Genomic DNA, 15,188 nt, shown 5'->3' with positions numbered 1-15,188 from the left:
TAGTAAAAGTCTGATTTTAATTAAAAATCATATTTTCTTTCTATGGCAAATCGGATTAAATCGGTTTTTCCATAGATATTCATTTTTTTAAGAATATTTTTTCTGTGTGTGTCTACTGTACTTTTAGCAACAAATAGTAAATCAGCTATTTCTTGTGATGTTTTACCTTCACCTACTAACCGTAGAATCTCTTTTTCTCTTGTACTTAAAATAATTTCTTCTTTACTAATTGCATCTTTAGTACTTATAGAATCATCATAAAAAGGAATATTTTTAGCCACACTTTTTATCGCTTCAATTAATTTCTTCAATGAGGAATTCTTCATAATATAGCCTAATGCTCCTGCTTCTTTCATTTGTAGAATTGCTTCTTCTTGATCAAACATGCTAAAGGCTACCACTTGTATCTCTGGATAGTTTTTTTTTATCATTCTAGTAGCAGCTATTCCATCACATTTTGGCATTCGAATATCAGTTACCACAACATCTGGTATTTTATGTTTTACTAAATCAAGGAGCATTTCTCCATCCAAAGCTTCACCCACAACCTCTATATGTTCTTCATATTCCAAAGCTAATTTAATCCCATCTATTAATGCTTGATGATCTTCTGCAATTATAATTCGTATCATAATGGTAAATCTATTATAATGGTTGTTCCTCTTCCTTTTTTAGTATCAATAGTAAAAGTTCCCGATAATTGCTCAATTTTTCTTTCTATATTTTTCAGTCCAATACCATTATTTACATTAATCTTATGAATATCAAAGCCTTTTCCGTTATCTTCTACCATTATATTAATTTCGTTGTCGAATTGATTCAAATAGATATTAACTTCAGTTGCATTTGCATGTTTGATGCAATTTGTTGCTAATTCTTGAATAATTCTAAATAATAAAACTTCAATAGTATTTTCTATTCGATTATCTAATCCAGAAGGAATTACATTAAAAATAATTCTTTTTGGAATTGACATTTTATCAGCCATTTTTTTTATAGCCAACGATAAACCATCTTTACCAGTAACACCAATATTCTTAAGATGTGCAATATTTCTAACTTCATTATAAGCTTCGTCTATAATCTTATTAGTTTTATCAAATAAAACAACATTGGTTTCTTGTTCGCATAAAGTTTCAAAATTAATTTTTAAAGTTGTTAATAGACTTCCTAGATTATCGTGCAATTCATCCGCAATTTTTTGCCTTTCTTTTTCTTGAATAGCTAACATTTTATCTATTTCATTTAGTTGATTCTCTTTTAATTGATTGACCAAATTATTTACTTCAATAGTCTTTTTTTGCACAATAATTTTCTTCTTATTCTTTACGTTTTTAAATGATAGAAAACCAATTAAAATGGATAATAAAAGTAATAATAAGCTAACACTAATTGTAATTTTATTCTTAAAATTGATTTTTTTTAATATGGTATTTTCTTTTTCCTTTTCGACCGTTTTATATTTAACATCAATGTCAAGAATGGCTTTATTTTGCTCTTTTTCATCTAAAATATCTTGATAAACTTTCTGTTTCTCTAAATATTCTATCGCATTTTTATAATTTCCACTTTCTTTATAAGCGTTTGCTAAAAATCCATAAATTATTTCTTTGTTTTTATTCTTAAACTCTTTTACAGAAATAGAATCCGCTTTAAGAAAACTAGAAATAGCTTCCTCATATTTTTTTTGTTTTGTAAAAGCTACACCTCTATTAATATAGATATAGGAAATATATTCATTTAGATTTTCTCTTTCAAAAATTTTCATTGCTTTATCATAAAAAAACAGAGCCGAATCCAACTTTAAAATAGCATCAGAGGCATAAGTTGCTCCTAAATTTTGCATAATTCTCGCTTTATAAATAGGATCATTTGCTTTCTCATTTTCATATAGAGCTTTAAAAAAATAATTTATAGTTAGCTTAGGATTTGAATTATAAAATGACTTTCCTAACTGCATATAACCTTCACTTAATATTTTTGGCTCTTTAGAAGTTTTGGCATAGTCTAAAAATTCTTTTATATAAATATTATAATCAATCTTATTATTTTTGATAGCTAATAATAATGATGTCATTTCAATATTAATTTTTGCAACTTGAGAAATACTATCTAACTCTTTATAATTGTTTTTTGCTTCGAGATAATTTTTATATGCTAAATCATCTTCATTAATTAACTTATAGTAATTGGCAAGTAAATAATTAAATTTAGCCTTTTGAGGTTTAGTTAAACTAATGTTTTTGAGATTATCAATACTTTTTTTAGATGAGTCAATGGCTGCTTCATTAATATACTTATTTAATAAAATTAATTGGCTATTTTGACCAAATGAAATAGCAACAATAAGAATTGTTGCTATTGAAAATATTATATTTTTTGAATTATTCATTATGAGCATCCATCAATAGTAAGTACACCTCCATTCCCTACTTTGGGTTCTTCTATTAAATCAAAATCTGGAAATTGTGGTAAACTTTTTTGAAATATTTTCAAATCTTTTTCAGAACCATTAAATGAATCATCATGAAAACACATAAAATGAATACTATCATTTGATTTTAAATTAGAAAAAGTCTTTCCGTTTTCCAATGGTTCTAACTCATTTAAGTTAATTGGATTTGTATCAACTGGTATTTTCTTAAGAACACCATCAATACCTGATAAATCATCATTTGGCCCATTCTCTACTAATAAGATACCTAATATGCCATAATAATTTTCATTTGAAATATTATAATATTTTACATATTTATAAACTCCTTCTTCTAATTCTGGTAGCATCGTTTTTACTTCTACTGTTTTTGTTTCGATGTTAATTTTCCCACAAGACTGATATGTTTTCATATACTATTTTATTTTTTTAGCTAAATTAAGTTTCTAAAATAATAAAAAAATCACTAACAATGGGTATTTATTTATACCTCAAAAATGTAAATAATATAACATAATTCTCAAACTCTGTAATGAATTTTAACTAAGTGCTAATTAATTTTACAAGGATAATTAAACAAAGAAAAAACCTTATAACAAATTTATTTAACCACAAAAATCAAATAGTATGAAAACTGCAAAAATTATTGGAATCCTTTTAATTGTCTTTTCAATTTATTTAGGATATATTGGAATTAATAAAGTATCTAACAATACTAATGAAGTAAATTTCTTAGGACTTGAAATTGATGCCTCAAATGAATCGGGGCAAACTGAAGGTTTAGTATATCTAGGATTAGCAGGTGCCTTATTTATAGGAGGAATATACACAATTAAAAAGTAATAAATTAACATTAATTTTACCAATTAACCTTTTAAGAACTTTACAGTAAAGTTTTAAGAATAATTTGATAATATTTAAATAACAAATTCATTAAACCATAAAGGTAAGTTTGCACTACAACAATAAACTTACAAAATGAAAACAAAAATTACGCTATTATTCTTATTTTTCGCTTATTTCTCACAAGCGCAATTAACAACTACAGGAGATATTGCATTTACAGGTTTTAATGCTGATGGAGATGACGATATAGCATTTGTAACCTTCAAAGATATTCCAGCTAATACACAAATAATCTTTTGTGATTCTGAATGGAACGGAACAAGTTTTGGAACTGATGAAGGTGATTTTACATGGTCTTCGGGTTCAACAATTATTCCAGAAGGAACTGTTGTTACTTTTAATTCTATTAGTGCTTCAATTACTCCATCAATAGGAACAATCATTGTTAATAATGCTGGTGGTCTTTCTTCTTCTAGTGATGCTATGTTTGCTTTTTTAGGAACCTCACCTAGAACAGTAACAACTATGTTGGCTGCTATTTCAAATTCATCAACTGGTTTTGGAGATTTAACTAATTCTGGTTTGACTATAGGTTCAACTGCTATTTTACTACCAGAAGGAACTGACATAGCTAATTATAATGGTCCTAGAACTGGATTAGCAATCAATAATTATTTATCTGAATTAAATACTGCATCCAATTGGCAAACTGAAGACACAAGTGCAGATGATAGTAGTAATGGTATTGCTCCAGATTTACCTTTTAATACTATGGCTTTCAATAGCAGTGTTTCTGATATTTCATTCTCAAGCGAATTTTCAATTGTTAATGAAAATGAAAACTCTGTTGACATTGTTTTATCTTTAACAGCTTCGTCTGCTTCTCCAATAACGGTCGAATTATCCGTTGTTAATTCAATTGGAACAGCAACAAATGGTTTAGAATATAGCTTTACAAATCAGACAATTACTTTTCCTGCTAATACTACAACGCAAACGGTTACTATTCCTTTAACGAATAATACAAACTTTGATGGAGATACCTATTTTGTATTAGAATTATCAAATGCCACTGGTGGTAATCTTTCTGGAATAACACAAAAAACAATTTATATTTTAGATGACGAAGAAAATGTACCAACTACAGCAACAAGTCTTGATATTAACTTTTTAACAAGTTATCTAGTAGATGCTACTGGTTCAGCGGAAATTGTAGCACATGACCCAATTTCACAACGTTTATTTGTCATGAATTCTACAGCTTCTAGAATTGAAATTTTAGATTTTTCAAATCCTACATCAATTTCATCTATACAATCTATAGATTTATCAAGCTATGGAATAGGTGGTACAAGTATTTCATTTAAAAATGGCATCGTTGCAGCAACTATTGAAAGTGCAAATTTTGCCAATGGAAAAGTTATTTTCATGGATATTGATGGAAATATTGGCTCAATAGTAGAAGTTGGTGTTTTACCAGATATGATAACTTTCACACCAGATGGAACAAAAGCTTTAACAGCTAATGAAGGTCAACCAAATAATGACTACACTATTGATCCAGAGGGAAGTATTTCAATTATTGATGTTACTAATGGATATAACGGAGTAATACAATCAGATGTAGTTACTTTAAACTTTAATGCTTTTGATAGTCAATTAGCTAGTTTAAGGACTAATAATGTTCGTATTTATGGTGTTAATGCCACTGTTTCAAAAGACATAGAACCAGAATATATTACTGTTGCAGCAGATGGTTTAACCGCTTGGGTAACTCTACAAGAAAATAATGCTTTAGCAACAATAGATTTGGTAAACAATCAAATTACTACCATCACACCATTAGGATTAAAAGATCATATGATTTCTGGTAATGAATTAGATTCCTCAGATCAGTTTGGTGAAATTTTTATGAGTAGTTGGCCAGTAAAAGGAATGTATATGCCAGATGCTATTGCAAATTATACTGTAAATGGAACAACTTATTTAGTAACAGCTAATGAAGGTGATGCTAGAGATTATAACGGTTTATCTGAAGAAACTAGAATAAGTAGTGGTAGTTATGTTTTAGATGCTACTGCTTTTCCAAATGCATCTTTCTTAAAAAACAGTAAAAACTTAGGAAGATTGACCGTTACTAATGCTACTGGAGATACAGATAATGACGGTGATTTTGATGAAATACATGTTTTTGGAACACGTTCTTTTAGTATTTGGAATGCTACAACTGGTCAATTAGTTTACGATAGTGGTTCTGATTTTGAAAGAATTACAGCAGCAGATCCTGTTTTTGGAGCTTTATTTAATGTTAGTAATGATAATAATAATTTAAAAAACAGAAGTGATAATAAAGGACCTGAACCTGAAGGAATCACAGTTGCTGAAATTAATGGAGCTACTTATGCATTCATCACTTTAGAAAGAACTGGTGGATTAATGACTTATGATATTACCAACCCAATGATGCCAATATTCATTTCGTATAAGAATAGTAGAAACACAAGTACTATTGGAGGAGATTTAGGTCCTGAAGGAATTATATATATTACACCAGAAAATAGTCCAATTAATAAAGGTTTAATTATTATGGCTAATGAAGTTAGTGCCACATTAAGTATGTATGAAATAACCAATGATGTTTTATCCACTACTTCATTTACACAGAAAAATCAATTTTTAGCTTATCCAAATCCTATTAAAAACGGAATTGTTTATTTTAGCGAAGCTATAAGTGTTAGTTTATATGATATGCTTGGTAAAAAACTAACTGAAAAAGAAAATATAGTAAGCTTGGAAATGAATTATCCTAAAGGAGTTTACTTCATAAAAACAAAAGATGGAATCACACAAAAAGTAGTTGTTGAATAATTATAAATGTGTTATCGTTGATTCCAAAAAGACCTTCCATTTGGAAGGTCTTTTAGTTATTACAAATCATTTAATTAAATAAAGAGACATGGTAATTCTGTAATAATTTTGAAAAATAATGTAAGGCTTATACCTCAATTTATTAGTAATTTATTACCAACAAATTAATAATATAAACTTTTAAAAATTTAAAATTATGAAAAAGAGAATAGCAATTTTAGCTACCAATGGATTTGAAGAAATTGAATTAACATCTCCAAAAGAAGCATTAGAAAAGGAAGGTTGGCAAACCGAAATAATAAGTCCAGAATCTGGAAGTATTAAAGCTTGGGCTTCTACTGACTGGGGAAGATCTTATCCTGTGGATAAAACATTAGAGGAAGCAATTGCTTCAGAATATAATGCTTTAGTTCTACCTGGTGGGGTAATTAATCCCGACCGTTTAAGGACTAATGAAAAAGCGCTACAATTTGTAAAACATTTTTTTGAAGAAGGAAAACCTGTAGCAGCCATCTGTCATGGGCCACAAACTTTAATTAATGCTGAAGTTGTAGAAGGTCGAAAAATGACTTCCTATCCTTCCATTAAAAAAGATTTAATGAATGCAGGTGCAGATTGGTATGATAAAGAAGTGGTTGTAGATAAAGGGTTAGTAACTAGTAGAACACCTGATGATTTATCATCCTTTAACAAAAAAATGGTAGAAGAGATTAAAGAAGGCAAGCATGAACATGCTTTATAAAACATCTTTAGTCTTTGATGAAGCTGTTCAAAAAGAGTATTTTTTTTTGAACAGCTTTTTTTATGAATTCTTATTAGGAAAGAATGAATTTCTCTTCAAGTATGTATGCTGACTAATCAAGTAACTCAAAATATAAATCAAGTAGATTGAAAGACTAATCAAGTAGGTTGATAAACTAATCAAGTAGGTTAAAATACAAATCTAAGTAGGTTGGTAAACTAATCAAGTAGCTTAAAATACAAATCAAGTAGGTTGATAAACCAATCAAGTAACTTAAAATACAAATCAAGTAGTTTTAAATACAAATTAAGTAATTTGCAACAAGATGAAAAATTGAATTTATAAAACTAAAATAAATTAACTATGCTACGAATTGTTCCGAATATTTACTCAAATGACATAGAGAAAAGTAAGCAATTCTATACAGAATTTTTAGGAATGTACTTAGCTATGGACATGGATTGGATTTTGACTTTTACATCAAAAGAAAACAAAACCGCACAGATTTCAATTTTCCGAAACGACAAAAACAAACCTTTAGATAATTCGGCTATATTTTTATCCATTGAAGTTTCAGATATTGATAAATGGTACGAAGAGGCTAAGAAACAAAAGGTTGAAATTGTATATCCAATTACTAATGAAAATTGGGGAGTAAGACGATTTTTCGTAAAAGACCCCAACGGAGTAACCATTAATTTATTGACACATATATAATAGAAAAGCGCGTTGGCAGGATAAAATGAATTTAGTCCATAAGATAAAACTGGGGCTTGGTTGACAGAGATGTATTCCAAAATCCGTAAGTTTCTCAACTGAACACAGTTAATAGAATAATCAAGTAGTATGATTTTATCTTTTATATAAACCTAATTCATTTAAATAAAAAAACCTTCCATTTCTGAAAGGTCTTTGTTCTATTTTCTAAAAACTACATATTCCTTCTATACTGACCTCCTACTTCAAACAAACCTGAAGTAATTTGACCTAATGTACAGTATTTTGTAGCATCCATTAGTAATTCGAAAATATTTTCGTTTTTAATAGCCGCTTCTTGTAGCAGATTGATTTGTTCTTTTGCTTTCTCTGCGTTTCCTTTATGAAGATTTTCTAAGGTTTTAATTTGGAATAATTTTTCTTCTTCTGTAGCACGAATTACTTCAGAAGGAACAATTGTAGGTGAACCTTTTGAACTTAAAAATGTATTTACACCAATAATAGGAAATTCACCAGTGTGTTTCAACATTTCATAATACATCGATTCTTCTTGAATTTTACTTCTTTGATACATTGTTTCCATTGCTCCAAGAACACCTCCTCTTTCAGTAATTCTATCAAATTCGGTTAAAACGGCTGCTTCAACTAAATCGGTTAATTCTTCTATGATAAATGAACCTTGAATTGGGTTTTCGTTTTTGGCTAAGCCTAATTCTTTATTAATAATCAACTGAATTGCCATTGCTCTACGCACTGATTCTTCTGTTGGTGTTGTAATTGCTTCATCATAAGCATTGGTATGCAATGAGTTACAATTATCATAAATGGCATATAAGGCTTGCAATGTAGTACGAATATCATTAAAATCAATTTCTTGTGCATGTAACGAACGACCAGAAGTTTGAATATGGTATTTCAACATTTGTGCTCTTTCATTAGCTCCGTATTTTAATTTTAAAGCTTTTGCCCAAATTTTACGTGCTACACGACCAATTACGGCATATTCTGGATCAATTCCGTTTGAAAAGAAGAAGGATAGATTTGGTCCAAAATCATTAATATTCATTCCTCTACTTAAATAATATTCCACGTAAGTGAAACCATTCGCTAAAGTAAAGGCTAATTGTGTAATAGGGTTTGCTCCTGCTTCAGCAATATGATATCCTGAAATGGAAACCGAATAAAAATTACGAACATTTTCTTTAATGAAATATTCTTGCACATCGCCCATTAAACGCAATGCAAATTCGGTAGAAAAAATACAGGTATTTTGTGCTTGGTCTTCTTTTAAAATATCGGCTTGAACCGTTCCACGAACTTGTGCTAACGTTTTTACTTTAATTTCTTGGTAAATATCCGAAGGTAACACTTGATCACCTGTAACACCTAACAACATTAATCCTAAACCGTCATTACCTTCTGGTAAAGCTCCGTTATAGGTTGGTCTTTCTGTGCCTTTTGCTTTATAAATTGCTTTAATCTTAGCTTCAACTTCAGTTTCTAAGTTATTTTCTTTAATGTATTTTTCACAATTTTGATCGATGGCAGCATTCATAAAGAAACCAAGTAGCATAGGTGCTGGACCATTAATTGTCATGGAAACTGAAGTAGCAGGATGGCTTAAATCGAAACCAGAGTATAATTTTTTAGCATCATCTAGACAGCAAATTGAAACACCTGCATTACCAATTTTACCATAAATATCTGGTCTATGATCTGGATCATTTCCGTAAAGTGTAACCGAGTCAAAAGCAGTTGATAAGCGCTTTGCTGGCATACCTAAAGAAACATAGTGAAAACGACGATTTGTTCTTTCTGGTCCACCTTCTCCTGCAAACATTCTTGTTGGGTCTTCACCTTCTCGCTTAAATGGATATAATCCAGAAGCAAATGGAAATTCTCCTGGTACATTTTCTTGTAAATTCCATCTTAAAATATCGCCCCAAGCTTGGTACTTTGGCAAAGCAATTTTTGGAATTTGTGAATGCGAAAGTGATTCTGTATGTGTTTGAATTTTAATTTCTTTATCACGAACTTTAAAACTATAAACTGGATTTTTATATTTGTTTACTTTTTCGTCCCAAGTTTGAATAATTAACCAATTAAATGGATCTAAATTCATTTTTACTCGGTCAAATTCTTTTATTAATAAAGAAACGAAATCTTTGTTTGAATCGTTAATTTGTAGTGACTCTTCAATAATTCCAGCCTTGTCTATTTGAGGAAAATTTCCATTAACAGATTCAATAGTTTTGAAAATTCCATATAATTTTTGTGCTACTTCTACTTGTGATAACACAGTTTCATCATATTTACGATTATTTTCTGCAATTTCAGATAAATAGCGTGTTCTATGAGGAGGAATTACAAAAATTTTCTCACTCATTTCACGAGTAATCTCAAAAGTAGACTTTAAATCAGATTCAGTTTTTTCTACAATCTTATCCATTATAGCTTTATATAATGTATTCATTCCAGGATCGTTGAACTGAGAAGCAATGGTTCCAAAAACTGGCATCTCATCTGGATTTACATCCCAAAGATTATGATTGCGTTGGTATTGTTTTTTCACATCTCTAATTGCATCCAAAGCACCTCTTTTGTCGAATTTATTTAACGCAACTAAATCAGCAAAATCTAACATATCGATTTTCTCTAACTGAGTTGCCGCACCAAATTCTGGAGTCATTACATATAAAGAAACATCAGAATGATCCATGATCTCTGTATCAGATTGACCAATTCCAGAAGTTTCTAATACAATTAAATCATATTTAGCTGCTTTCAATACTTGAATGGCTTCTGCAACATATTTTGACAACGCTAAATTAGATTGACGTGTTGCTAGAGAACGCATATAAACTCTAGAATTGTTAATAGCATTCATACGAATCCTATCTCCTAAGAGTGCTCCACCCGTTTTGCGTTTTGAAGGATCAACTGAGATTAATCCAATTGTTTTTTCTGGAAAATCGATTAAAAAACGACGCACAAGTTCATCTACTAAAGATGATTTTCCTGCTCCACCAGTTCCTGTAATTCCTAAAACTGGAATTTTAGAGGTTTCGTTTTCTTTGTGTATTCTATCTAGCGTTTCTTTTGCTATTTCTGGGAAATTTTCTGCAGCAGAAATTACACGAGCTATCTCTCTTGAGTTTTTATTTTCTAAATGATTGGCTTCACCATTTAAAACGTTTCCAATTGGAAAATCAGAACGTTTCACTAAATCATTAATCATACCTTGTAGACCAAGAGCACGACCATCATCTGGAGAATAGATTTTTTCAATTCCGTAAGCGTGAAGCTCTTCGATTTCTGTTGGAAGAATTACTCCACCTCCACCAGCAAATATTTTTATATGACCTGCTCCTTTTTCTTTAAGCAAGTCAAACATATATTTTAAATATTCTGTATGTCCACCTTGATAGGAAGTCATAGCAATAGCATTTGCATCTTCTTGAATTGCTGTATTCACAACTTCTTCTACACTTCTATCATGACCAAGATGAATTACTTCGCAGCCAGTAGCTTGAATAATTCTACGCATTATGTTAATTGCTGCATCATGTCCGTCAAAAAGTGATGCTGCCGTAACAATTCTTACTTTATTTACAGGAATATAAGGTTGTTGTTGTTCCATTTGTAATTTTATCTCAATTTTAAGGCTGCAATTTACGAATTTAATAAATTTCCTAGCTTATTTATGCTTAGAATTTCCAACTAAAAAAAAAGGCATTATCTTTGATAAAAAAAGTACTAAAATATTACACATGAAAAAATTTACACTGAGTTTATTCGTTCTAATTAGTTTTAGCTGTTCAGAATTACAGCAAGTAATGGATCAATTACCACAAGGAACTCCAGGATTAAGTCAATTAGATATTGCAAATGGTTTAAAAGAAGCTCTTGATAATGGAATTGACAAGCAAGTAACTAAGTTAACCGCTACTGATGGTTTTTTTAAGAATGATTTAGTAAAAATTTTACTTCCTGAAGAATTACAAAAAGTTGACAAAGGATTGAGAGATATTGGTTTATCTAAATTAGCAGATGAAGGTCTTAAAGTATTAAATAGAGCTGCTGAAGATGCGGTAAAAGAAGCTACACCTATTTTTGTAGATGCAGTAAAACAAATGACTTTTAATGATGCAAAAAATATATTAATGGGAAATGATAGAGCGGCTACTTCTTATTTAGAAAGTACAACTTCAAATGCCTTATATGGCAAATTTAATCCTGTTATTAAAAATTCTTTTAATAAGGTAGGTGCTGATAAAGTATGGGCTAACATTATTACTAAATATAATAGTATTCCTTTTGTTACTAAAGTAAATCCTGATTTAACAGATTATACAACTAATAAAGCAATGGAAGGCGTATTTAAAATGATTGCTGTGGAAGAAGGAAATATTAGAACCCAATTGAGTTCGAGAACTTCAGATTTATTAAAAAAAGTATTTGCTTTGCAAGATACTAAATAGCAAAATTTTAATATTCAATAACATATATATAACACATCGTTAACACATCTTAACTTAAAATAGTCGGATATTTGCAGTGTTAAAAGTAACAAATCTCATATTTGTTTGGTTAAGGTTAGTTAAAAAAATACCACGTTTTTGTAGACGTGGTTTTTTTATGGGCTAAAATTTCTCTTTTAAGAAGGACACAACTGCAGTATTAAAAATTAATGGTTGTTCCACATTTACTACATGTCCGCAATTTTGAATTATAAAAAGCTCTGCTGTTTTTACATGCTTTTTTACCACTTCTTTTACCGCTGGCAAAAACATATAATCTTCTTCTCCCATAACATATAAAGTAGGTATGTCTAATTCTACTTGTCTGAACCAACGAAGAATTGGATTTATTTCCGAAGTTAATTTAAACCATTTTATGAATTCTTTTTGATATAACTTTTTTGCTTCATTAATAAATAATAAACGTGATTTTTTATGATTTTTCTTTGGCATAATTACAAAAGCAAATAATTTATACAAAATTAAATAAGGTAAAATGTATTTGAATAAATTTCCTAAACGCATTAAAATTTGTGAACGAAAATTCATTTTTAAAATTGCACCTCCTAAAATCATACTCTTCACTTTTTCAGGATGCATTTCAGCTAATTGTCTGATTACGATTGAACCTAATGAAATTCCAACAAAATGTGAGGATTCAATTTTTAGATGATTAATTACCTCAACTACATCATTTGCTATTGATTTGAAAGTATATTTTTGCTTAAATGCTGTTTTTATTTGCTGATTAGAGTTTCCATGACCTCTTAAATCTAAAAGCAAAACATTAAAATGCTTTTGAAAGGCTCTAATTTGTTTATACCAAATAGATGAACTTCCTCCAGCTCCATGAATAAAAATAACCCATTGATTTTCAGATTGAGTTAAGAGTGTTTCTTCTGGTTCTGCTTGATAAATAGTATAAGAAATCAAATGTATAAATTTAGAAATACAAATGTAGTACTTTAGAATAGATAGTTAGAATAAACAATTATTAATTAATCCTGCATTTTTTCGTGCAATTTTTTGAAATAATCAAAGGCTTTAACTAATCTACTTCCGTACCAAGAAAACATTTCTCCATCTACAAAAACGGTTTTAGCATGGTGTGTTACCCTTCCTATTTCAAAAGCATGTTCGTCTTTAAAAGGAAAAGGTTCAGAAGATAAAAAAACATAATCTGGATCACCTTCTAATCTAATTTTTTTTAATTCTACTTCTGGATAACGACTTTCTTTATTTTCGTAAATATTACAAAAATGATTTAATTGCAATAATTCATTAATAAAAGTGTTATTTCCAGCTACCATATAAGGGTTTGCCCAAATAAAATAGGCTGCTTTTTTTATAGGTTTGTCTGCAATAAAAGTTTCAAAATCTTGCAAAGCATAATTGGTTTTATCAATCCATTTTCTAGCATCTGTACGCTTGTTAAAAAGTGTACCAAAATCTCTAATCATTTGCAGATTATCTTCAATAGTAAGAATATTTGTAACCCAAACTGGACAAATCTGACTTAGCTCATCTACAATTTCTTTGGTGTTTTCTTCCTTATTAGCAATAATAATATCTGGTTTTAAGTCCTTTATCTTCTCAAACTTAACATTTTTTGTTCCACCAATAATTGTCTTTTTTGCTTTTAAATGATAAGGATGAATACAAAATTTAGTTACACCAACGATAGCATCTTCCAAACCTAAGTCATATAATAATTCTGTTTGAGAAGGAACTAAAGACACAATCCTCTTGGGTGTTGTCTCAAAAGTGTGTTTTGTACCTATTTGGTCTGTATAAGTTTTCAATTTTACTACTTTTTATTTTTAATTATTATTCCTTTTGGAAACATAATAGTAAGAAATGAACAGATTAGTAAAAAATTAAACTCTACACCATTTCTACCTCCGCCTACAACATACCAACCTTCTGCAAGGTGAATCATAATAATTCCTATTATAAGTATTAAAATAGTTATGATGGAAATTATTCTTATGTATTTATTCGCAACTAATAAAATAGCTGTTATTACATGAGATAATTTAATTATCCAAGCTATTATTAATCCATAAGGACTAAACCCAACTTCATTCAAATATAAATTTCCAAAATCATTTATTCCACCATTAAACATTCCTGGAACGCTATGCATAATCAAAATAATAGCCAAAGCTATTCTAATAATAAATGTATTCATCTTAATTTTGATGTAAAATAATATTTTCCATCTCCTTTTGTAATTTCAAAGCTTCTGCCCTAGCTTTTTCTGCAAAATCAACTCCATTTGAAGCATAAATAATTCCTCTTGATGAATTAATAAGTAAACCTACATTTTTATTCATTCCGTATTTACAAACTTCTGACAAACTTCCTCCTTGTGCTCCTACTCCAGGAACTAACAAAAAACTATCTGGGACAATTTTTCTTATTTCTGTAAAATGTTCTGCCTTTGTTGCTCCTACTACATACATTAGGTTTTCTGAATTTTTCCACTGTTTAGAAGTTTCTAATACTTGCTTATATAATTCTTTTCCATTGCTTCCCAAAACTTCGCTGTTAATCTGAAAATCAAAAGCACCTTCGTTTGAGGTTAGAGCTAGCAAGATGGTATGTTTATTTTCAAATGCTAAAAATGGTTCTACTGAATCTTTACCCATATAAGGAGCAACAGTTACGGAATCAAAATGTAAATCTTCAAAAAAAGCTTTGGCATACATAGAAGAAGTGTTTCCAATATCTCCACGTTTTGCATCAGCAATTGTAAAAATGTTAGGATAATTATCATTTATATAATTAATTGTTTTTTGTAGTGACTGCCATCCTTTTATTCCATAAGCTTCATAAAAAGCAGTATTAGGCTTATAAGATACACATAAATCATGTGTAGCGTCTATTATTGCTTTATTAAATTCGAAAATAGGATCTTCTGTTTCTATTAAATATTGTGGAATTTTTGTCAAATCTACATCTAAACCAATACATAAGAATGATCTTTTTGATTCAATTTGATTAACAAGTTGTTGTGTTGTCATGAAAAAATTATTGTAGTTCCTGCAAATCTACAAAG

The 15,188-nt window shown here is 29.4% G+C and carries 13 protein-coding genes; 5 read left to right on the top strand and 8 right to left on the bottom strand.

The features are described 5' to 3' along the window. Positions 1–20 precede the first annotated feature (20 nt). The 3 genes from ACULEV_RS06245 to ACULEV_RS06235 are packed head-to-tail and all read right to left on the bottom strand — an operon-like array spanning position 21 to position 2,847. Positions 21–632: a response regulator transcription factor gene (locus ACULEV_RS06245; RefSeq protein WP_445457810.1), complete on the bottom strand. Its 612-nt coding sequence runs from the start codon at positions 630–632 to the stop codon at positions 21–23. After that, on the bottom strand, positions 629–2,392 hold the full coding sequence (locus ACULEV_RS06240) for a tetratricopeptide repeat-containing sensor histidine kinase (RefSeq protein WP_445457809.1): 1,764 nt from the start codon (positions 2,390–2,392) through the stop codon (positions 629–631). The genes ACULEV_RS06245 and ACULEV_RS06240 overlap by 4 nt, the downstream gene beginning before the upstream one ends. After that, positions 2,392–2,847, bottom strand: a complete 456-nt coding sequence (locus tag ACULEV_RS06235) for a hypothetical protein (protein ID WP_445457808.1) — start codon at positions 2,845–2,847, stop codon at positions 2,392–2,394. The genes ACULEV_RS06240 and ACULEV_RS06235 overlap by 1 nt, the downstream gene beginning before the upstream one ends. Before the next feature lie 214 nt (positions 2,848–3,061). Here ACULEV_RS06235 and ACULEV_RS06230 point away from each other — a divergent pair, with 214 nt between their 5' ends. The 4 genes from ACULEV_RS06230 (at position 3,062) to ACULEV_RS06215 (ending at position 7,607) form a co-directional block, all read left to right on the top strand. Then, on the top strand, positions 3,062–3,277 hold the full coding sequence (locus tag ACULEV_RS06230; RefSeq protein ID WP_445457807.1) for a DUF5963 family protein: 216 nt from the start codon (positions 3,062–3,064) through the stop codon (positions 3,275–3,277). Between the two features lie 135 nt (positions 3,278–3,412). Then, on the top strand, positions 3,413–6,148 hold the full coding sequence (locus ACULEV_RS06225; RefSeq protein WP_445457806.1) for a choice-of-anchor I family protein: 2,736 nt from the start codon (positions 3,413–3,415) through the stop codon (positions 6,146–6,148). 196 nt (positions 6,149–6,344) lie between these two features. Beyond that, positions 6,345–6,890 carry a type 1 glutamine amidotransferase domain-containing protein gene (locus ACULEV_RS06220; protein WP_445457805.1) on the top strand — a complete coding sequence of 182 codons (546 nt, stop codon included), beginning with the start codon at positions 6,345–6,347 and terminating at the stop codon, positions 6,888–6,890. A 363-nt stretch (positions 6,891–7,253) separates the two neighbouring features. Next, entirely contained in the window at positions 7,254–7,607 is a 354-nt protein-coding gene (locus ACULEV_RS06215; protein ID WP_445457804.1) for a VOC family protein, read from the top strand. A gap of 214 nt (positions 7,608–7,821) precedes the next feature. On the opposite strand, the gene ACULEV_RS06210 is transcribed toward ACULEV_RS06215, so the two are convergent. Then, positions 7,822–11,247 (bottom strand): methylmalonyl-CoA mutase family protein, encoded by a 3,426-nt coding sequence (locus ACULEV_RS06210; protein ID WP_445457803.1) that lies wholly within the window; start codon positions 11,245–11,247, stop codon positions 7,822–7,824. A gap of 130 nt (positions 11,248–11,377) precedes the next feature. Here ACULEV_RS06210 and ACULEV_RS06205 point away from each other — a divergent pair, with 130 nt between their 5' ends. Next, a complete protein-coding gene (locus ACULEV_RS06205; protein ID WP_445457802.1) occupies positions 11,378–12,088 on the top strand; it encodes a DUF4197 domain-containing protein in 711 nt (236 codons plus the stop codon). 162 nt (positions 12,089–12,250) lie between these two features. Here the strand turns inward: ACULEV_RS06205 and ACULEV_RS06200 are convergent, their stop codons facing one another. The 4 genes from ACULEV_RS06200 to pyrF all read right to left on the bottom strand — a co-directional run bounded on the left by ACULEV_RS06200 (position 12,251) and on the right by pyrF (position 15,153). Further along, on the bottom strand, positions 12,251–13,060 hold the full coding sequence (locus ACULEV_RS06200; RefSeq protein WP_445457801.1) for an alpha/beta fold hydrolase: 810 nt from the start codon (positions 13,058–13,060) through the stop codon (positions 12,251–12,253). A 65-nt stretch (positions 13,061–13,125) separates the two neighbouring features. Further along, positions 13,126–13,929, bottom strand: coding sequence for an ABC transporter substrate-binding protein (locus tag ACULEV_RS06195; protein WP_445457800.1), 804 nt, complete (start codon positions 13,927–13,929; stop codon positions 13,126–13,128). Between the two features lie 5 nt (positions 13,930–13,934). Next, positions 13,935–14,318, bottom strand: a complete 384-nt coding sequence (locus ACULEV_RS06190) for a DoxX family membrane protein (protein ID WP_445457799.1) — start codon at positions 14,316–14,318, stop codon at positions 13,935–13,937. A 1-nt stretch (position 14,319) separates the two neighbouring features. Then, positions 14,320–15,153, bottom strand: coding sequence for an orotidine-5'-phosphate decarboxylase (gene pyrF / locus ACULEV_RS06185; protein ID WP_445457798.1), 834 nt, complete (start codon positions 15,151–15,153; stop codon positions 14,320–14,322). Positions 15,154–15,188: the final 35 nt, after the last annotated feature.

Source organism: Flavobacterium sp. HNIBRBA15423 (assembly GCF_052655965.1).
The sequence above is the reverse complement of the archived record's forward strand: the minus strand, read 5'-3'. Positions and strand labels throughout refer to the sequence as shown.